Raw genomic sequence first — 19,185 nt, 5'->3', positions numbered from 1 at the left:
GAGTCCGACGCCGGCCACCGTGATCCGCGCCCCTCTCCGCCTCTGGCGGTGGGGTGTGCAGGGTTCGACACACCCGACCGCGTGGGTCGGAGATGTTCCAGGTTAGTTTTACCGACGGCACACAGAAACCGGAGAAGTAGTGCCTACGATCCAGCAGCTGGTCCGGAAGGGCCGGCAGGACAAGGTCGAGAAGAACAAGACGCCCGCACTTGAGGGTTCCCCTCAGCGTCGCGGCGTCTGCACGCGTGTCTTCACCACCACCCCGAAGAAGCCGAACTCGGCGCTCCGTAAGGTCGCGCGTGTGCGTCTGACCTCGGGCATCGAGGTCACGGCCTACATCCCGGGTGAGGGCCACAACCTGCAGGAGCACTCGATCGTGCTCGTTCGCGGTGGCCGTGTGAAGGACCTGCCGGGTGTTCGTTACAAGATCATCCGCGGTTCCCTCGACACGCAGGGCGTCAAGAACCGTAAGCAGGCTCGCAGCCGCTACGGCGCCAAGAAGGAGAAGTAAGAATGCCTCGTAAGGGCCCCGCCCCGAAGCGCCCGGTCATCATCGACCCGGTCTACAGCTCTCCTCTTGTCACCTCGCTGATCAACAAGATCCTGCTGGACGGCAAGCGCTCCACCGCCGAGCGCATCGTCTACGGCGCCATGGAGGGCCTGCGCGAGAAGACCGGTGCTGACCCGGTCGTCACGCTGAAGCGCGCTCTCGAGAACGTCAAGCCGTCTCTTGAGGTCAAGTCCCGCCGTGTCGGTGGCGCCACCTACCAGGTGCCGATCGAGGTCAAGCCCGGTCGCGCGTCCACCCTGGCGCTGCGCTGGCTGGTCGGCTACTCCCGCGCCCGTCGCGAGAAGACCATGACCGAGCGCCTCATGAACGAGCTCCTCGACGCCTCGAACGGCCTCGGTGCTGCGGTCAAGAAGCGCGAGGACACGCACAAGATGGCCGAGTCCAACAAGGCCTTCGCGCACTACCGCTGGTAGTCGCAACCCACATCGAGACCGAGAGAAGACTGAGCCGATATGGCTACCACTTCGCTTGACCTTGCCAAGGTGCGCAACATCGGCATCATGGCGCACATCGACGCGGGCAAGACGACCACCACCGAGCGGATCCTGTTCTACACCGGCGTCTCGTACAAGATCGGTGAGGTCCACGACGGCGCCGCCACGATGGACTGGATGGAGCAGGAGCAGGAGCGTGGCATCACGATCACCTCTGCTGCCACCACCTGCCACTGGCCGCTCGAGGACGTCGATCACACGATCAACATCATCGACACGCCGGGCCACGTCGACTTCACCGTCGAGGTGGAGCGTTCGCTCCGCGTGCTCGACGGTGCTGTCACCGTGTTCGACGGCGTGGCCGGCGTCGAGCCCCAGTCCGAGACCGTTTGGCGTCAGGCGGACCGCTACGGCGTCCCGCGCATCTGCTTCGTCAACAAGCTGGACCGGACCGGTGCCGAGTTCCTCCGCTGCGTCGACATGATCGTGGACCGCCTCGGCGCGACCCCGATCGTCATGCAGCTCCCGATCGGCGCCGAGATGGACTTCCAGGGCGTCGTCGACCTCGTCCGCATGAAGGCCCTCGTCTGGTCCGCCGAGGCCAGCAAGGGTGAGATGTACGACGTCGTCGACATCCCGGCCTCGCACACCGAGCTCGCCGAAGAGTGGCGCGCCAAGCTGGTCGAGACCGTCGCCGAGAACGACGAGGAGCTCATGGAGCTCTTCCTCGAGGGCGTCGAGCCCACCGAGGAGCAGCTCTACGCTGCCGTCCGTCGCATCACCATTGCCTCCGGCAAGGGTGGCGGCGAGAAGACGGTCACCCCCGTCTTCTGTGGCACCGCGTTCAAGAACAAGGGCGTCCAGCCCCTGCTCGACGCGGTCGTCCGCTACCTGCCGTCCCCCCTCGACGTCGAGGCCATCGAGGGCCACGACGTCAAGGACGCCGAGGTCGTCGTCAAGCGCAAGCCGTCCGACGACGAGCCGCTGTCGGCGCTCGCGTTCAAGATCGCGAGCGACCCGCACCTCGGCAAGCTCACCTTCGTCCGGATCTACTCCGGTCGCCTGGAGGCCGGCACCGCGGTGCTGAACTCCGTCAAGGGCAAGAAGGAGCGCATCGGCAAGATCTACCGCATGCACGCGAACAAGCGTGAGGAGATCGACTCGGTGGGCGCCGGCGACATCGTCGCCGTCATGGGCCTCAAGCAGACCACCACCGGTGAGACGCTGTGCGACGACAAGAACCCGGTCATCCTGGAGTCCATGGACTTCCCGGCGCCGGTCATCCAGGTCGCCATCGAGCCCAAGTCCAAGGGTGACCAGGAGAAGCTGGGTGTCGCCATCCAGCGTCTCGCGGAGGAGGACCCCTCCTTCCAGGTGCACTCGGACGAGGAGACCGGCCAGACCATCATCGGTGGTATGGGCGAGCTTCACCTCGACATCCTCGTCGACCGTATGCGTCGCGAGTTCAAGGTCGAGGCGAACGTCGGCAAGCCGCAGGTCGCGTACCGCGAGACGATCCGCAAGGCCGTCGAGCGACTGGACTACACCCACAAGAAGCAGACCGGTGGTACCGGTCAGTTCGCCAAGGTGCAGATCGCGATCGAGCCCATCGAGGGCGGCGACGCCTCGTACGAGTTCGTGAACAAGGTCACCGGTGGCCGCATCCCGAAGGAGTACATCCCTTCGGTCGACGCGGGTGCGCAGGAGGCCATGCAGTTCGGCATCCTGGCCGGCTACGAGATGACTGGCGTCCGCGTCATCCTTCTCGACGGTGGCTACCACGAGGTCGACTCCTCCGAGCTCGCGTTCAAGATCGCCGGCTCGCAGGCCTTCAAGGAGGCCGCGCGCAAGGCTTCGCCGGTCATCCTCGAGCCCATGATGTCCGTCGAGGTCACCACGCCCGAGGACTACATGGGTGAGGTCATCGGCGACATCAACTCCCGCCGTGGCCAGATCCAGGCCATGGAGGAGCGCAGCGGCGCTCGCGTCGTGAAGGGCCTCGTGCCCCTCTCGGAGATGTTCGGCTACGTCGGAGACCTCCGCAGCAAGACCTCGGGTCGCGCAAGCTACTCGATGCAGTTCGACTCCTACGCCGAGGTTCCGCGGAACGTCGCCGAGGAGATCATCGCGAAGGCCAAGGGCGAGTAACTCTCCCGAGTTCACGCTTTAGGCTTGACACCAGTCGCCGGGGTTTCACCCCGGAACCCCGAGGAACGGGCCCCGGCGACTGGCATCCCAGCAAAGATCACCTGGCGCCGATGAAGCAAGGCGTACAGAACCACTCCGCAGGAGGATCAAGTGGCGAAGGCAAAGTTCGAGCGGACTAAGCCGCACGTCAACATCGGCACCATCGGTCACATCGACCACGGTAAGACGACCCTCACGGCCGCCATTACCAAGGTGCTGCACGACGCGTACCCGGACCTGAACGAGGCCTCGGCCTTCGACCAGATCGACAAGGCTCCCGAGGAGCGCCAGCGCGGTATCACGATCTCGATCGCGCACGTCGAGTACCAGACGGAGTCGCGTCACTACGCGCACGTCGACTGCCCCGGTCACGCTGACTACATCAAGAACATGATCACGGGTGCCGCGCAGATGGACGGCGCCATCCTCGTGGTCGCCGCCACCGACGGCCCGATGCCGCAGACCAAGGAGCACGTGCTCCTGGCCCGCCAGGTCGGCGTTCCGTACATCGTCGTCGCCCTGAACAAGGCCGACATGGTGGACGACGAGGAGATCCTGGAGCTCGTCGAGCTCGAGGTCCGTGAGCTCCTCACCGAGTACGAGTTCCCGGGCGACGACCTGCCGGTCGTCCGCGTCTCGGCGCTGAAGGCGCTCGAGGGCGACAAGGAGTGGGGCGAGAAGCTCCTCGGCCTCATGCACGCCGTCGACGAGGCCATCCCGCAGCCCGAGCGTGACGTCGACAAGCCGTTCCTGATGCCGATCGAGGACGTCTTCACGATCACCGGTCGTGGCACCGTCGTCACCGGTCGTATCGAGCGTGGTGTCCTCAAGGTCAACGAGACCGTCGACATCATCGGCATCAAGACCGAGAAGACCACCACCACGGTCACCGGCATCGAGATGTTCCGCAAGCTGCTCGATGAGGGCCAGGCCGGTGAGAACGTCGGTCTGCTCCTCCGTGGCATCAAGCGCGAGGACGTCGAGCGCGGCCAGGTCATCATCAAGCCGGGTTCGGTCACGCCGCACACCGAGTTCGAGGCCCAGGCCTACATCCTGTCGAAGGACGAGGGTGGCCGTCACACCCCGTTCTTCAACAACTACCGCCCGCAGTTCTACTTCCGTACCACGGACGTGACCGGCGTCGTGACCCTCCCCGAGGGCACCGAGATGGTCATGCCGGGCGACAACACCGCCATGTCGGTCGCGCTGATCCAGCCGATCGCCATGGAGGAGGGCCTCAAGTTCGCCATCCGTGAGGGTGGCCGGACCGTCGGCGCCGGCCAGGTCGTCAAGATCACCAAGTAGTTCTCACGAACTTCGGTGGTTTGACCTGGTAGCTCGACAGAGCTGCTTCGGGAGGGCCCCGCACCGCTTCGGCGGCGCGGGGCCCTTCTGCGTACCCCCCGGTGGCAACCGCAAACCTGACGTCCCGTAGCATGCGGCCGGTCAGGCGTGTCATGGCCACATACAGGGGTGGAAACGACTTGAGTTCGGGACGTGGAGTACGTCGCAAACAGAGCAAGCGTGTACGTCGCACGGCGGTGGCCGCAGCGCTCGCCGCGGCGACGGTGCTGGGATTCCAGGCCGCGGCGAACGGCGCGGTCTTCGGCGAGGAGGGCCCCACGCCCAATCCGCCCAGCGTCTACAGCGCCACGGGGGAGGAGACCGGACCCGTCAAGAGCGAGGTCCAGAAGCTGGCTCTGACCGACAAGGGTCACGGCGAAGCCATCCTGTCCCAGCGTGACACCCAGCGCTTCGGCCTCCTCGGCGTGTCCTGGACGGACCCCGAGGCGAAGATCAAGGGCAAGATCCAGGCCCGGTCCCGCGACGCCGAGACGGGCGCGTGGACCGAGTGGATGGACCTGGAGCCCTACCCGGCGCTGCTCGACGGCAAGCGGGCCGGCGCCCGCGGTTCCACCGAGCCGATCTGGGTCGGCGCCTCCGACGGCGCCGAGGTGCGGGTCACCGACGGCGCCGCGAGCGGCACGCTCCCGGCCGGCCTCCGGCTCGACCTGGTCGACCCCGGTGCGCCCGCGAAGGCCGCCGGCGACCTGAACGCGGAGAACACGGCCTTCAAGGCCGACGCCCCGCCGACCCCGACCGGTCCCGCGTCGACGGCCCCGCGGCCGACGATCGTCACCCGCGCCGAGTGGGGCGCCGACGAGTCCCTGAACAACGAGGGCCCGATCTACCTGCCCGGCGGGAAGATCAAGGCCGCGTTCGTGCACCACACGACGGACGCGGACTACGACTGCGCCCAGTCCGCCGCCCTGGTCAGGGCGATCCACGTGTACCACGTGAAGACCAACGGCTGGCGCGACCTCGGCTACAACTTCCTCGTCGACAAGTGCGGCACGATCTTCGAGGGCCGCCAGGGCGGCATCGACCAGCCGGTTCTGGGTGCGCACACCTACGGCTGGAACTCCGAGTCGACCAGCGTGTCCATCATGGGCAACTACACCGACAAGGCCGCGCCCCAGGCCGCGCTGATCTCGGCTTCCAAGGTCATCGCGTACAAGCTGGGCCAGTACGGCGTCGACCCCGCCGGCAAGGCCACGCTGACCGCCGGTGCCACGCAGAACAACTTCTTCGGCGACAAGTTCACCGTCGGCCAGACGTACAGCTTCGACGCCGTCTCCGGGCACCGCAACGGCTTCAACACCGAGTGCCCCGGCACCATGCTGTACCCGCAGCTGCCGCAGATCCGCGCGTACGCGACCGGCTCCGTCGCCGACCTCAAGGTGGACTCGCTCACCGGCGGCGCCACCCCGGTCGGCAGCGGCTACGAGACCCCCGGGCCGGTCACCGTGAACTGGTCGACCAGCACCGCCCCGAACAGCCTCATCCACACGTTCGAGGTCCTCGTCGACGGCCAGGTCGCCACCACGAGCTGGGGTCACATCCGCAGCTCCTCGGTGAACGTCAGCGGCTACGGGGACCACACCGTCGCCGTCCGCGCCACGCACACCTCCGGCAAGGTCACCACCTCCGCGCCGGTCACCGTGACCGTGCCCGGGCCGAAGACGTACAAGCCGCTCACGCCCACCCGCCTGATGGACACCCGCTCCGGGCTCGGCGTGGCCAAGGCCAAGGTCGGTCCGGCCGGCGAGGTCACCCTCCAGGTCGCCGGCAAGGGCGGAGTCCCGGCCACCGGCGTCGGCGCCGTCGTGCTCAACGTGACCGCGACCGGTCCGACCGCGACCAGCTTCGTCTCGGTGTACCCGAACGGGACGGCCCGCACCAGCGCGTCGAACCTGAACTTCACCGCGGGCAAGACGATCCCGAACCTGGTCGTCGTCCCCGTCGTCGACGGCAAGGTGCGGTTCTACAACCACGCGGGCTCGGTCGACCTGCTCGCCGACGTCACCGGCTACTACGCCAAGGACACCAGCGGCTCGACCCATGTGAACCTCGGCCCGCTGCGGCTGATGGACACCCGGTACGGGACCGGCGTCGCCAAGGCGAAGGTCGGTGCGGACAGCACCGTCGACCTCCAGGTCGCCGGCGTCAGCGGCGTCCCGGCCGACAAGGTCACGGCCGTGGTCCTGAACGTGACCGCGACCAACCCCACCGCGGGCAGCTTCGTGTCGGTCTTCCCGCACGGCACCGCCCGCACCAGCGCGTCGAACCTGAACTTCACCGCCGGCCAGACGATCCCGAACCTCGTGGTCGTCCCCGTCGTCGACGGCAAGGTCAGCTTCTACAACAAGTTCGGCACGGTGGACCTGCTCGCCGACATCACCGGCTACTTCACGTCGGAGACCACCGGCGCCTCCCACATCAACCTGGGCCCGAAGCGCCTGATGGACACCCGCTCCGGCCTCGGTGTCCGCAAGGGCGCCATCGGCGCGGACAGCTTCGTCACGCTGGACGTGGCGGGCGTGCAGGGCGTCCCGGCGACCGGCGTCACGGCCGTCGTCCTCAACGTGACGGCGACCAACCCGACCTCGGGCAGCTTCGTCTCCGTCTACCCGGACGGCACGGAGCGCACCAGCGCGTCGAACCTGAACTTCACCCCCGGCCTGACCATCCCCAACCTGGTGGTCGTGCCGGTCGTCAACGGCAAGGTGAACTTCTACAACAGGTCCGGCTCGGTCGACCTGCTCGCCGACATCACGGGCTACTTCACCAAGTGACCTGAGAACGGCTTGCGTTGAGGGCCCGTCTCCCTTCGGGGAGGCGGGCCCTCGGCGTTGCTACGGGCGCCAGATCCAGGGCCGGGCGTCCGCCCCCAGGCCGACCGCCGCCCCCGCGTGCGGCACCGCGTCGCCGACCGGCACGGGGCCTCCCGTACGGGTGTACACGCGCCCCTCGCGGTACAGCTGGACCCGGTGGCGCTCGTCCCGGCCCACGAGCACCGGGCCGCCGGGGCCGGGCTCGGCGGACAGCAGGCCGTAGCCGTCGAAGGCGGGGGCGGTGGCGCTCGTCGTACGAAGCCGGGCCTCCGCCGGGCGCCGGTAGAGGACCTGGACGCCGCCCGGGGCCGGGACCGCGGCGACCGGGTCGCCGGCGAGCGGGAGCGGGGCCGCGGGGGAGCCGTCGACCCAGTGCCGTACGGCGTCCCGGCCGGCGGCCAGGACGTGCACCCGGCCGTCGGCGTCGGCCAGCGCGGTCAGACCGTCCTGGAGCGCGCCCCGCGCCGGGAGCGCCCGCCACGGGCCCCAGGTGCCGTCGGCGGCCCGTACCCGCGTGGAGACGCCCTGGTCGGCGTCGCGTACGAAGAGGTGGACCCGCCCGTCGGGCGCGGTGACGGCCACCGGCGCGCCGATCCGGCGGCTCCGGTCGTCGCCGCGCTCCGGAGCGCCGAGGCCCCGCCAGGCGAGGAACGGGCCGCCGGGGGAGCGCTGCTCCAGGACGACGAGCTCGCGCCGGTTCGGGCCGCCCCGGCCGGCGAGGGCGGCGAAGCGCACCGCGAAGAGCAGGACCCGGCCGTCGCGCAGCACCGTCCGGCCCAGCGCGGGCGCCAGCGGGCCGCCACCCAGGTCCTCGGGCGCGCCGAAGGTACCGGAGCCGGGGGCCGTCTCGCGCCAGCGGACCGCGCGCAGCCCGAGCACGCCGTACGCGGCGAGCCGTCCGTCCGGCTCGGCGGCCACGGCGGGCGCCGGGGCGGGCCAGCGGTAGTGGGTGGAGCGCACCCAGCCCTTCCGGTTGGTCAGCGGCCGGTCGCCGCCGACGCCGTAGTCGCCGCAGCCGGAGGGGTTGCCGCACTCCCAGGAGGGGTCGCCGCCGTACGGGACGAGGTGGGCGGCCTTCTCGGCGAGGACCCGCGGCGGGAGGTTCTTGGGCCAGTGCCGGTTGTAGTAGCCGCGGAAGGCCGTGACGGTGAACGCCGGGACGGGCCCGCCGCCGGCGGTGGCGTCGGCGACCCGGCGCAGCATCGCCGCCCAGGTGAAGCAGGCGACGGCGGTGTGGTCGCCGTGGTCGGAGTAGCCGGGCTGCTCGCTGTCCCGCCCGCGGGTGGCCTCGTCGCTGTGCTGGATGTCCGGGTCGGGGTCGAGGGTGTGCACGACGGTGGGCCGATAGGTGGCCAGGAGCCCGGCGAGGACCTCGGTCAGGCCGTCGTGGTCGTAGCGGTCGGCGCGGGTCACGGGGGAGTCGGCGGACAGCTGGGTGCGCAGTTCGAGGGCGCGGTCCTCCCACAGCGCGGGCAGCGCCATGTAGCGGCGGGAGGTGTGCATGGGCAGGTTGAGGAAGACCAGCTCGACCCGGCGCCCGCCGTGCGCGAGCGTGTCGACCTCGGCGTGCCGCCCGCCCGCGAGTGTGGAGATTCGTTTCTCCCACGGGGTGAACCGGTCCGCGCCGAGCGCTTCCGCGTACGCCTGCCGCAGGCCCTGGTGGCGGGCCGAGGAGTAGGCGGCGCGGTCGGGGCGGGTCTCGGGCATGCCCTTGATCCGGTTGACACCCGTGTGCTCGCCCGCCGTGACGTACACGGAGACGACCGGGACCCCGGCGTCGAGCAGCCGCTGGGTGTCGGGGTTCATGAAGTACAGGTCGTCGTCCGGGTGCGCGGCGAACTGCATCAGCAGCGCCCCGCCCCCGTGCGCGGCCACCGGCAGCCCCGGCGCCGGATCGGCGCTCCGTTCGATGCGCGGCGGCGCCGGTACGGAACACCCGGCGGCCGTCGCGGCCGCCACCGCGACCGCTCCCGCGAGGAGACTGCGCCGCGCCACTCTTCTGCTGTCCACCGGTCGTACGTCCCCCGTGCGTCGTGCTGCGTACTGGGCCTCGTGCGTCCGACTAGACGGATTTTCGAACGCCCGGGTTCTACGGTAAGCGGCCCGCCCGCGGTCACGAACTGATCAAGAGGCGCTGACCAGGCTTTTCCGCCCGTCCGGCGGCGTGAGAACGTCCGGATCGCAGCACCAGACGCAGCAGCACCCGGGGTGGGAAGCAGATGAGTGAGAAGCCGTCGGTCTCCGACGAGGAATGGGCCTCGTTCGTCGAGGCCGCGCGTGAGCAGGGGCTCGGCACGGAGGCCCAGGAGAAGGCCCTGAGGAAGGCCAGGCGGCCGAAGCGGCCGAAGCCCCCCAGGGCTCCGAAGCCGCCGAAGCGCCAGGAGCCCGAAGGCTGGCGCACCGGGCCCGCCTGGCAGGAGATGAACGGCACCGCCCGCCGCGGGGGCCGGGCCAAGGCCGCGCTCGGGATCACCCTGGTCGCCGCCCTCGCGCTGGTCGCCGTACGCCCCCAGCTGCTGACCGACCACCTCCCGGAGAGTGTCACGTCCGCGCTGCCGTCCAGCTGGACCGACCGCCCCGAGGACACCACCCCGCTCGCCGCCGAGACGGCCCGCCCGACCGCCGCGCCGGACGCGGTGGACCCGCACCGCCCGACCCTGAAGGAGCCCTTCAAGGGCTCCCCGGCACTGCGCTGGGCCGACGGGGCGGCGGGGATCGAGCTGCCGCCGGCGAAGGCGACGGGAGGCCTGTCGAAGGCGCAGGTGGCGGCGGGGCTGGAGGGAACCAGGAGCTTTCTGGTCGAGACCAATCTTGACCCCGGCACCCTCAAGGGCGAGCGCCCGGCCGCCGCGATCGCGCTGATCGAGCCGCGGCAGAAGCAGCAGCACGACTGGTTCGAGGCCGCGCTGCGCAAGCCGACGAAGAAGCTGGACCCGCTGTTCTGGTTCACCCGCTTCGGCACCGAGGTCCGCCCGGCGGGCCAGGTGGTCAAGACGCGCGGGCGCATGACCTTCGCGGCCGGGGACCGGCCCGGCATGGTCGTGATCAAGGCCGACTACACCTTCGTGTACCCGCTGGTGAAGTCCCGTCCCGGGGCCGACGAGGTCGCGCGCACGATCGTCCGCCGCACGCTGGAGACCCGCGTCTACCAGCCCGGCCGGTGGGACGTCACGCCGGGCGCGCTGACCCTGAGCGACACCACGTACAACGCCGCCAACAGCTCCTGCTCGATCCAGGACGGATACCTGCACCCGCAGTTCGAGGAGGACGCCCCGGACCCGCTGGAGCGCCCGACCGGCGAGGCGGTCGATCCGTACGACCGGAGCGTCGGCCCGGACCGGGCCGACGGGAAGAATGCCCAGGGGGAGTGCGGGCGGGCCACCCGTACCTGACCCGCCCGTCACGCGGCGCGACCCTCCGGTCGCGCCCCTGCGTGTGGCTCAACGTGACGTGGGGTACAGTCTTCGCCGCCGATTGGCGGCGGGATGGCCGTGTATGGCAGACTGTCGGGGTTGCTCGGTTGAGTGCCGATGCTGCGCGCCTCCCGCCGGGAGGACCGGAAGCGAGTCCCACAGTACTCGTCGCCCCCCAGGGGCGGACGTACGGGAATCTTCCGGGAAGTGTCAGCGGGGCTCCTACCAGGCACCCGGTGGGTGTTCCACCCCCGCCTCGCGGTCCATGGCCCGCACCCCCTTGGTTGGGAATTCCTTCGGGAATTCTTCGTAGAGGGAGTGCGACACGCCCGACCGCGTGGGTCGGAGGAGGGGCCGCGTTCTCGCGAGAAGACGCAGCCGCCCGGGTTCCAGAGCGTTACTACAGGACAGGACTACGAAGTAGCCATGGCGGGACAGAAGATCCGCATCCGGCTCAAGGCCTACGACCACGAGGTCATCGACTCCTCGGCGAAGAAGATCGTCGAGACGGTGACGCGCACTGGTGCGTCGGTCGCGGGCCCGGTGCCGCTGCCCACTGAGAAGAACGTGTACTGCGTCATCAAGTCGCCGCACAAGTACAAGGACTCGCGCGAGCACTTCGAGATGCGCACGCACAAGCGCCTCATCGACATCCTCGACCCCACGCCGAAGACGGTTGACTCGCTCATGCGCCTCGACCTCCCGGCGGGCGTTGACATCGAGATCAAGCTCTGAGGGCGCGCGAGATGGCTAAGAACATCAAGGGCATCCTGGGCGAGAAGCTCGGCATGACGCAGGTCTGGGACGAGAACAACCGGGTCGTCCCGGTGACCGTCGTCAAGGCCGGCCCGAATGTCGTGACCCAGGTCCGCACGAACGACAACGACGGCTACGAGTCGGTCCAGATCGCCTTCGGCGAGATCGACCCGCGCAAGGTGAACAAGCCCCTCAAGGGCCACTTCGCCAAGGCCGACGTCACCCCGCGCCGCCACCTGGTGGAGCTCCGTACCGCTGACGCCTCCGAGTACACGCTCGGCCAGGAGATCACCGCTGAGCTCTTCGAGGCCGGCGTGAAGGTCGACGTCACCGGTAAGAGCAAGGGCAAGGGCTTCGCCGGTGTCATGAAGCGCCACAACTTCCGTGGTGGCAAGGCTTCTCACGGTGCCCACCGCGTGCACCGTAAGCCTGGTTCGATCGGTGGCTGCGCCACTCCGGGCCGCGTCTTCAAGGGCATGCGCATGGCCGGCCGTATGGGCAACGAGCGCGTGACCACCCAGAACCTGACCGTCCACGCCGTTGACGCGGAAAAGGGACTGCTGCTCATCAAGGGCGCCGTTCCCGGCCCGAACGGTGGCCTCGTCCTGGTCCGCACCGCGGCCAAGGGGGTTTGAGGAACCGATGAGCACCATTGACATCCTGTCGCCCTCCGGCGACAAGGCCGGCACCGTCGAGCTCCCCTCGGAGATCTTCGGCGCCAAGGTCAGCGTCCCGCTGATCCACCAGGTCGTCGTCGCGCAGCTGGCCGCCGCCCGTCAGGGCACGCACAAGGTCAAGTCGCGTGGCGAGGTCCGTGGTGGTGGCCGCAAGCCGTACCGCCAGAAGGGCACCGGCCGCGCCCGTCAGGGCTCGACCCGCGCGCCGCAGTTCGCCGGTGGTGGCGTCGTGCACGGTCCCGTGCCGCGTGACTACTCGCAGCGGACCCCGAAGAAGATGAAGGCCGCCGCCCTCCGCGGTGCCCTCTCGGACCGGGCGAACCACTCCCGCATCCACGTCGTCACCGACGTGGTCGAGGGTGGCATCTCCACCAAGGCCGCGAAGACGCTGTTCGGCAAGATCTCGGAGCGCAAGAACCTGCTCCTGGTCGTCGAGCGCTCCGACGAGGCCGCGTGGCTGTCCGCCCGCAACCTGCCCCAGGTGCACATCCTGGAGCCGGGCCAGCTCAACACGTATGACGTGATCGTCTCCGACGACGTGGTCTTCACCAAGGCCGCCTTCGAGTCCTTCGTGTCTGGCCCCCAGACCGCTGAGACCGAAGGGAGCGACGCCTGATGACTGAGGCCGTCGTCACCAGCAAGACCTTCTCGGACCCGCGCGACATTCTCGTCAAGCCGGTCGTCTCGGAGAAGAGCTACGCTCTGCTGGACGAGAACAAGTACACGTTCATCGTCGCGCCTGGCTCCAACAAGACCCAGATCAAGCAGGCCGTCGAGGCGGTCTTCTCGGTCAAGGTCACCGGGGTCAACACGATCAACCGCCAGGGTAAGCGCAAGCGCACCAAGGCCGGTTTCGGCAAGCGCAAGGACACCAAGCGCGCCATCGTGACCCTTGCCGAGGGCAACCGTATCGACATCTTCGGCGGTCCGACCGCCTAAGGGCGGTCTGGATCGTCCGGAATCGGACGAGGACTGAGAAATGGGAATCCGCAAGTACAAGCCGACTACGCCGGGCCGTCGTGGCTCCTCCGTAGCCGACTTCGTCGAGATCACGCGGTCCACGCCGGAGAAGTCGCTGGTCCGCCCCCTGCACAGCAAGGGCGGCCGTAACAACACCGGTCGTGTGACCGTCCGTCACCAGGGCGGTGGCCACAAGCGTGCCTACCGTCTGATCGACTTCCGTCGCCACGACAAGGACGGCGTGCCGGCCAAGGTCGCTCACATCGAGTACGACCCCAACCGCACCGCGCGCATCGCGCTGCTCCACTACGCGGACGGCGAGAAGCGCTACATCATCGCCCCCAAGGGTCTGACGCAGGGTGACCGCGTCGAGAACGGCCCGGGCGCGGACATCAAGCCCGGTAACAACCTGGCCCTCCGCAACATCCCGGTCGGTACCACGATCCACGCGATCGAGCTCCGCCCCGGTGGCGGCGCCAAGTTCGCGCGTTCCGCTGGTGCCTCCGTGCAGCTGCTGGCGAAGGAGGGCACGATGGCCCACCTTCGTATGCCGTCCGGTGAGATCCGTCTCGTCGACGCCCGCTGCCGCGCCACGATCGGCGAGGTCGGCAACGCCGAGCAGTCGAACATCAACTGGGGCAAGGCCGGCCGTAAGCGCTGGCTGGGCGTTCGCCCGACCGTCCGCGGTGTGGCGATGAACCCGGTTGACCACCCGCACGGTGGTGGTGAGGGCAAGACCTCCGGTGGTCGCCACCCGGTCTCCCCGTGGGGTCAGAAGGAGGGTCGTACTCGTTCGCCGAAGAAGGCTTCGAACAAGTACATCGTCCGCCGCCGCAAGACGAACAAGAAGCGCTAGGAGCGGGTTTAGATGCCGCGCAGTCTCAAGAAGGGACCCTTCGTCGACGGCCACCTCGTCAAGAAGGTGGACGCCCAGAACGAAGCCGGTACCAAGAACGTCATCAAGACCTGGTCCCGTCGCTCGATGATCATCCCGGCCATGCTCGGCCACACGATCGCGGTGCACAACGGCAAGACCCACATTCCGGTGTTTGTCACCGAGTCGATGGTCGGCCACAAGCTCGGCGAGTTCTCGCCGACGCGCACCTTCCGGGGTCACGTGAAGGACGACCGGAAGTCGAAGCGCCGCTAGTAGCGGGGTGGAATGACCATGACAGACACTGGAAGGACAACCATGGAAGCCAGGGCCCAGGCGCGGTACATCCGCGTCACGCCCATGAAGGCCCGCCGCGTGGTGGACCTTATCCGTGGCATGGACGCCACGGAGGCTCAGGCGGTCCTGCGTTTCGCCCCGCAGGCCGCGAGCGTGCCGGTTGGCAAGGTGCTTGACAGCGCCATTGCCAACGCCGCGCACAACTACGACCACACCGACGCCTCTTCGCTGGTCATCAGCGAGGCGTACGTGGATGAGGGCCCGACCCTGAAGCGGTTCCGTCCGCGTGCTCAGGGCCGTGCCTACCGGATCCGTAAGCGGACCAGCCACATCACCGTGGTCGTCAGCAGCAAGGAAGGAACCCGGTAATGGGCCAGAAGGTTAACCCGCATGGGTTCCGGCTCGGCATCACCACGGACTTCAAGTCCCGGTGGTACGCCGACAAGCTGTACAAGGACTACGTCAAGGAAGACGTCGCCATCCGTCGGATGCTGACGTCCGGCATGGAGCGCGCCGGTATCTCGAAGGTTGAGATCGAGCGCACCCGTGACCGCGTCCGCGTGGACATCCACACGGCTCGCCCGGGCATTGTCATCGGTCGCCGCGGCGCCGAGGCCGACAAGATCCGTGGCCAGCTGGAGAAGCTGACCGGCAAGCAGGTCCAGCTGAACATCCTCGAGGTCAAGAACCCCGAGATGGACGCTCAGCTGGTGGCCCAGGCCGTCGCCGAGCAGCTGTCCTCCCGCGTCTCCTTCCGTCGCGCCATGCGTAAGAGCATGCAGGGCACGATGAAGGCCGGCGCCAAGGGCATCAAGATCCAGTGTGGTGGCCGTCTCGGCGGCGCCGAGATGTCCCGCTCGGAGTTCTACCGCGAGGGCCGTGTGCCCCTGCACACGCTCCGCGCGAACGTCGACTACGGCTTCTTCGAGGCCAAGACGACCTTCGGCCGTATCGGTGTGAAGGTCTGGATCTACAAGGGCGACGTCAAGAACATCGCCGAGGTCCGCGCCGAGAACGCTGCTGCCCGCGCTGGCAACCGCCCGGCCCGTGGCGGCGCTGACCGTCCGGCCGGCCGCGGTGGCCGCGGTGGCGAGCGTGGCGGTCGCGGCCGCAAGCCGCAGCAGGCTCAGGCTGCCGAGGCCCCCAAGGCCGACGCTCCCGCCGCCGCTCCGGCTGCTGAGAGCACCGGAACGGAGGCCTGACCGAAATGCTGATCCCCCGTAGGGTCAAGCACCGCAAGCAGCACCACCCGAAGCGCAGCGGTATGTCCAAGGGTGGTACGCAGGTTGCGTTCGGCGAGTACGGCATCCAGGCCCTCACTCCGGCGTACGTGACCAACCGCCAGATCGAGGCGGCCCGTATCGCGATGACCCGCCACATCAAGCGTGGCGGCAAGGTCTGGATCAACATCTACCCGGACCGCCCGCTCACGAAGAAGCCTGCCGAGACCCGCATGGGTTCCGGTAAGGGTTCTCCGGAGTGGTGGATCGCGAACGTCAAGCCGGGTCGGGTGATGTTCGAACTGTCCTACCCGAACGAGAAGATCGCGCGCGAGGCTCTGACCCGTGCGGCTCACAAGCTGCCGATGAAGTGCAAGATCGTCAAGCGCGAGGCAGGTGAGCTGTGATGTCGGCCGGTACCAAGGCGTCCGAGCTGCGCGAGCTGGGCAACGAGGAGCTTGTCGCCAAGCTCCGCGAGGCCAAGGAAGAGCTGTTCAACCTCCGCTTCCAGGCGGCGACGGGCCAGCTCGAGAACCACGGTCGGCTCAAGTCCGTCCGTAAGGACATCGCCCGGATCTACACCCTGATGCGCGAGCGTGAGCTGGGCATCGAGACGGTGGAGAACGTCTGATGAGCGAGAACAACGTGACTGAGAAGACCGAGCGCAACGCTCGCAAGGTCCGCGAGGGCCTTGTCGTCAGCGACAAGATGGACAAGACCGTCGTCGTCGCTGTCGAGGACCGCGTCAAGCACGCGCTGTACGGCAAGGTCATCCGCCGTACCAACAAGCTCAAGGCTCACGACGAGCAGAACGCTGCCGGCGTCGGCGACCGTGTCCTCCTCATGGAGACGCGCAAGCTGTCCGCCTCGAAGCACTGGCGCGTCATCGAGATCCTCGAGAAGGCCAAGTAAGTACCTGAGGATTCCCTCAGGTTCGTTCCGCCAGGCTCCGCCGGGGGCCGAGTGATCGGCCCCTGGCGGGGAACCGGCAGACAATCAGGAGATAGACGTGATCCAGCAGGAGTCGCGACTGCGTGTCGCCGACAACACTGGTGCCAAGGAGATCCTTTGCATCCGTGTTCTCGGTGGCTCGGGTCGCCGCTACGCGGGCATCGGTGACGTCATCGTCGCCACCGTCAAGGACGCGATCCCCGGTGGCAACGTGAAGAAGGGTGACGTCGTCAAGGCGGTCATCGTTCGCACCGTCAAGGAGCGCCGCCGCCAGGACGGCTCGTACATCCGCTTCGACGAGAACGCCGCCGTCATTCTGAAGAACGACGGCGACCCTCGCGGCACCCGTATCTTCGGCCCGGTGGGCCGTGAGCTGCGCGAGAAGAAGTTCATGAAGATCATCTCGCTCGCGCCGGAGGTGCTGTAAGCATGAAGATCAAGAAGGGCGACCTGGTCCAGGTCATCACCGGTAAGGACAAGGGCAAGCAGGGCAAGGTCATCACGGCCTTCCCTACTGAGAACCGTGTCCTGGTCGAGGGTGTCAACCGGGTCAAGAAGCACACCAAGGCCGGCCCGTCTCAGGCCGGCGGCATCGTGACGACCGAGGCTCCGGTCCACGTCTCCAACGTCCAGCTGGTCGTGGAGAAGGACGGCAAGAAGGTCGTCACGCGTGTCGGTTACCGCTTCGACGACGAGGGCAACAAGATCCGCGTTGCCAAGCGGACGGGTGAGGACATCTGATGGCTACCACCACTCCGCGTCTCAAGACGAAGTACCGCGAGGAGATCGCGGGCAAGCTGCACGACGAGTTCAAGTACGAGAACGTCATGCAGATCCCCGGCCTCGTGAAGATCGTGGTCAACATGGGTGTCGGCGACGCCGCCCGTGACTCGAAGCTCATGGACGGTGCCGTCCGTGACCTGACCACCATCACCGGTCAGAAGCCGGCCGTCACCAAGGCCCGCAAGTCCATCGCGCAGTTCAAGCTGCGTGAGGGCCAGCCGATCGGTGCCCACGTCACGCTCCGTGGCGACCGCATGTGGGAGTTCCTGGACCGCACCCTGTCGCTCGCGCTTCCGCGCATCCGCGACTTCCGTGGTCTGTCCCCGAAGCAGTTCGACGGCCGTGGCAACTACACCTTCGGTCTCACGGAGCAGGTCATGTTCCACGAGATCGACCAGGACAAGATCGACCGTACCCGGGGTATGGACATCACCGTGGTCACCACGGCGACCAACGACGACGAGGGCCGCGCGCTTCTCCGTCACCTCGGCTTCCCGTTCAAGGAGGCGTAAGCGAGATGGCGAAGAAGGCTCTCATCGCGAAGGCTGCCCGCAAGCCCAAGTTCGGTGTGCGGGGCTACACCCGCTGCCAGCGCTGCGGTCGCCCTCACTCCGTGTACCGCAAGTTCGGCCTGTGCCGCGTGTGCCTTCGTGAGATGGCTCACCGTGGCGAGCTGCCGGGCGTGACCAAGAGCTCCTGGTAATTCCCCTTCGCCCTTTGGGCGTTGGTGAATGACCGGAGTCTCTCGGTAAGCACTGGGTTGGCGGCCGTCCGGCCCCGCATGGCTTAGGCTAGTGGGGTTGGGCGTCCGCCGCCCGTACGACTTACTACGCCGTAGGTCCCCGCGCCGCACCCGTCCCGCCCCTGTGTGGGGAGAGGGATGGCGCATACAGGAAACCCCGGCGAGAGAGGCCGAAGGCCAATTCATGACCATGACTGATCCGATCGCGGACATGCTGACTCGTCTGCGTAACGCGAACTCGGCATACCACGACACCGTGACGATGCCGCACAGCAAGATCAAGTCTCACATCGCGGAAATCCTCCAGCAGGAGGGCTTCATCACGGGCTGGAAGGTCGAGGACGCCGAGGTCGGCAAGAACCTCGTCCTCGAGCTCAAGTTCGGTCCGAACCGTGAGCGCTCCATCGCGGGCATCAAGCGGATCTCGAAGCCCGGCCTCCGGGTTTACGCGAAGTCCACCAACCTGCCGAAGGTTCTCGGCGGCCTGGGCGTGGCGATCATCTCCACGTCCCACGGCCTCCTGACCGGCCAGCAGGCAGGCAAGAAGGGCGTAGGTGGGGAAGTCCTCGCCTACGTCTGGTAGTCGGGAACGGAGGAATAGCTAATGTCGCGTATTGGCAAGCTGCCTATCCAGGTTCCCGCCGGCGTGGACGTCACCATCGAGGGCCGCACGGTCACGGTGAAGGGTTCCAAGGGCACCCTGAGCCACACCGTCGCCGCGCCGATCGAGATCGTTAAGGGCGAGGACGGCGTTCTCAACGTCACCCGTCCGAACGACGAGCGTCAGAACAAGGCCCTCCACGGCCTGTCCCGCACGCTGGTGGCCAACATGATCACCGGTGTGACCCAGGGTTACGTGAAGGCGCTCGAGATCAGCGGTGTCGGTTACCGCGTGGCCGCGAAGGGCTCCGGTCTGGAGTTCCAGCTCGGCTACAGCCACCCGATCATGATCGAGGCGCCCGAGGGCATCTCGTTCAAGGTCGAGTCGCCGACCAAGTTCGCGGTCGAGGGCATCGACAAGCAGAAGGTCGGCGAGGTCGCCGCCAACATCCGCAAGCTGCGCAAGCCCGACCCGTACAAGGCCAAGGGCGTCAAGTACGCGGGCGAGGTCATCCGCCGCAAGGTCGGAAAGGCTGGTAAGTAAG

Annotated in this window: 24 protein-coding genes; 23 read left to right on the top strand and 1 reads right to left on the bottom strand. The window is 68.0% G+C overall.

The window, feature by feature from the left end:
- Positions 1–139: 139 nt before the first annotated feature.
- The 5 genes from rpsL (at position 140) to ACZ3ZE_RS16775 (ending at position 7,328) form a co-directional block, all read left to right on the top strand.
- Positions 140–511, top strand: coding sequence for a 30S ribosomal protein S12 (rpsL, locus tag ACZ3ZE_RS16795; protein WP_003948652.1), 372 nt, complete (start codon positions 140–142; stop codon positions 509–511).
- Between the two features lie 2 nt (positions 512–513).
- Positions 514–984, top strand: a complete 471-nt coding sequence (rpsG, locus tag ACZ3ZE_RS16790) for a 30S ribosomal protein S7 (protein ID WP_329423203.1) — start codon at positions 514–516, stop codon at positions 982–984.
- A 39-nt stretch (positions 985–1,023) separates the two neighbouring features.
- The gene (fusA, locus tag ACZ3ZE_RS16785; RefSeq protein WP_361166005.1) at positions 1,024–3,153 is read left to right on the top strand and encodes an elongation factor G; all 2,130 of its coding nucleotides are present in this window, start codon (positions 1,024–1,026) and stop codon (positions 3,151–3,153) included.
- Between the two features lie 150 nt (positions 3,154–3,303).
- Positions 3,304–4,497 (top strand): elongation factor Tu, encoded by a 1,194-nt coding sequence (tuf, locus tag ACZ3ZE_RS16780; RefSeq protein WP_046908240.1) that lies wholly within the window; start codon positions 3,304–3,306, stop codon positions 4,495–4,497.
- 236 nt (positions 4,498–4,733) lie between these two features.
- Entirely contained in the window at positions 4,734–7,328 is a 2,595-nt protein-coding gene (locus tag ACZ3ZE_RS16775) for a peptidoglycan recognition protein family protein (protein WP_467259544.1), read from the top strand.
- A 60-nt stretch (positions 7,329–7,388) separates the two neighbouring features.
- On the opposite strand, the gene ACZ3ZE_RS16770 is transcribed toward ACZ3ZE_RS16775, so the two are convergent.
- Positions 7,389–9,377 carry a PIG-L family deacetylase gene (locus ACZ3ZE_RS16770; protein ID WP_442303777.1) on the bottom strand — a complete coding sequence of 663 codons (1,989 nt, stop codon included), beginning with the start codon at positions 9,375–9,377 and terminating at the stop codon, positions 7,389–7,391.
- A 209-nt stretch (positions 9,378–9,586) separates the two neighbouring features.
- Here ACZ3ZE_RS16770 and ACZ3ZE_RS16765 point away from each other — a divergent pair, with 209 nt between their 5' ends.
- The 18 genes from ACZ3ZE_RS16765 to rplF all read left to right on the top strand — a co-directional run bounded on the left by ACZ3ZE_RS16765 (position 9,587) and on the right by rplF (position 19,184).
- Positions 9,587–10,759: a hypothetical protein gene (locus tag ACZ3ZE_RS16765; protein ID WP_467259542.1), complete on the top strand. Its 1,173-nt coding sequence runs from the start codon at positions 9,587–9,589 to the stop codon at positions 10,757–10,759.
- Between the two features lie 447 nt (positions 10,760–11,206).
- Positions 11,207–11,515, top strand: coding sequence for a 30S ribosomal protein S10 (gene rpsJ / locus ACZ3ZE_RS16760; RefSeq protein WP_003948644.1), 309 nt, complete (start codon positions 11,207–11,209; stop codon positions 11,513–11,515).
- A gap of 11 nt (positions 11,516–11,526) precedes the next feature.
- A complete protein-coding gene (gene rplC, locus ACZ3ZE_RS16755; protein ID WP_329423208.1) occupies positions 11,527–12,171 on the top strand; it encodes a 50S ribosomal protein L3 in 645 nt (214 codons plus the stop codon).
- Between the two features lie 7 nt (positions 12,172–12,178).
- The gene (rplD, locus tag ACZ3ZE_RS16750) at positions 12,179–12,829 is read left to right on the top strand and encodes a 50S ribosomal protein L4 (RefSeq protein WP_361166019.1); all 651 of its coding nucleotides are present in this window, start codon (positions 12,179–12,181) and stop codon (positions 12,827–12,829) included.
- Positions 12,829–13,152, top strand: coding sequence for a 50S ribosomal protein L23 (gene rplW, locus ACZ3ZE_RS16745; protein ID WP_024755407.1), 324 nt, complete (start codon positions 12,829–12,831; stop codon positions 13,150–13,152). Before rplD ends, rplW begins: the two co-directional genes overlap by 1 nt.
- A 40-nt stretch (positions 13,153–13,192) precedes the next feature.
- On the top strand, positions 13,193–14,029 hold the full coding sequence (rplB, locus tag ACZ3ZE_RS16740) for a 50S ribosomal protein L2 (protein WP_361166023.1): 837 nt from the start codon (positions 13,193–13,195) through the stop codon (positions 14,027–14,029).
- A 12-nt stretch (positions 14,030–14,041) separates the two neighbouring features.
- Positions 14,042–14,323: a 30S ribosomal protein S19 gene (gene rpsS / locus ACZ3ZE_RS16735; RefSeq protein ID WP_015035577.1), complete on the top strand. Its 282-nt coding sequence runs from the start codon at positions 14,042–14,044 to the stop codon at positions 14,321–14,323.
- A 42-nt stretch (positions 14,324–14,365) separates the two neighbouring features.
- Positions 14,366–14,713, top strand: coding sequence for a 50S ribosomal protein L22 (gene rplV / locus ACZ3ZE_RS16730; protein WP_004571827.1), 348 nt, complete (start codon positions 14,366–14,368; stop codon positions 14,711–14,713).
- Positions 14,713–15,546 (top strand): 30S ribosomal protein S3, encoded by an 834-nt coding sequence (rpsC, locus tag ACZ3ZE_RS16725; RefSeq protein ID WP_046908247.1) that lies wholly within the window; start codon positions 14,713–14,715, stop codon positions 15,544–15,546. The genes rplV and rpsC overlap by 1 nt, the downstream gene beginning before the upstream one ends.
- 5 nt (positions 15,547–15,551) lie before the next feature.
- The gene (rplP, locus tag ACZ3ZE_RS16720; protein WP_015035580.1) at positions 15,552–15,971 is read left to right on the top strand and encodes a 50S ribosomal protein L16; all 420 of its coding nucleotides are present in this window, start codon (positions 15,552–15,554) and stop codon (positions 15,969–15,971) included.
- Complete coding sequence (gene rpmC / locus ACZ3ZE_RS16715; RefSeq protein WP_046908248.1) at positions 15,971–16,195, top strand: 50S ribosomal protein L29; 225 nt, start codon at positions 15,971–15,973, stop codon at positions 16,193–16,195. The genes rplP and rpmC overlap by 1 nt, the downstream gene beginning before the upstream one ends.
- Positions 16,195–16,476 (top strand): 30S ribosomal protein S17, encoded by a 282-nt coding sequence (rpsQ, locus tag ACZ3ZE_RS16710; RefSeq protein ID WP_046908249.1) that lies wholly within the window; start codon positions 16,195–16,197, stop codon positions 16,474–16,476. Before rpmC ends, rpsQ begins: the two co-directional genes overlap by 1 nt.
- A 97-nt stretch (positions 16,477–16,573) precedes the next feature.
- Positions 16,574–16,942, top strand: coding sequence for a 50S ribosomal protein L14 (rplN, locus tag ACZ3ZE_RS16705; RefSeq protein WP_003956455.1), 369 nt, complete (start codon positions 16,574–16,576; stop codon positions 16,940–16,942).
- A 2-nt stretch (positions 16,943–16,944) separates the two neighbouring features.
- On the top strand, positions 16,945–17,256 hold the full coding sequence (gene rplX, locus ACZ3ZE_RS16700; protein WP_329423212.1) for a 50S ribosomal protein L24: 312 nt from the start codon (positions 16,945–16,947) through the stop codon (positions 17,254–17,256).
- Positions 17,253–17,810: a 50S ribosomal protein L5 gene (gene rplE, locus ACZ3ZE_RS16695; RefSeq protein ID WP_329428483.1), complete on the top strand. Its 558-nt coding sequence runs from the start codon at positions 17,253–17,255 to the stop codon at positions 17,808–17,810. Before rplX ends, rplE begins: the two co-directional genes overlap by 4 nt.
- A 5-nt stretch (positions 17,811–17,815) precedes the next feature.
- The gene (locus ACZ3ZE_RS16690) at positions 17,816–18,001 is read left to right on the top strand and encodes a type Z 30S ribosomal protein S14 (protein WP_003948630.1); all 186 of its coding nucleotides are present in this window, start codon (positions 17,816–17,818) and stop codon (positions 17,999–18,001) included.
- Between the two features lie 223 nt (positions 18,002–18,224).
- Positions 18,225–18,623, top strand: coding sequence for a 30S ribosomal protein S8 (gene rpsH, locus ACZ3ZE_RS16685; protein ID WP_030209003.1), 399 nt, complete (start codon positions 18,225–18,227; stop codon positions 18,621–18,623).
- Positions 18,624–18,644: 21 nt separating this feature from the next.
- Positions 18,645–19,184, top strand: coding sequence for a 50S ribosomal protein L6 (gene rplF / locus ACZ3ZE_RS16680; protein ID WP_329423213.1), 540 nt, complete (start codon positions 18,645–18,647; stop codon positions 19,182–19,184).
- Position 19,185 lies beyond the last annotated feature (1 nt).

Source organism: Streptomyces sp. NPDC023157, assembly GCF_055560575.1.
The sequence above is the reverse complement of the archived record's forward strand: the minus strand, read 5'-3'. Positions and strand labels throughout refer to the sequence as shown.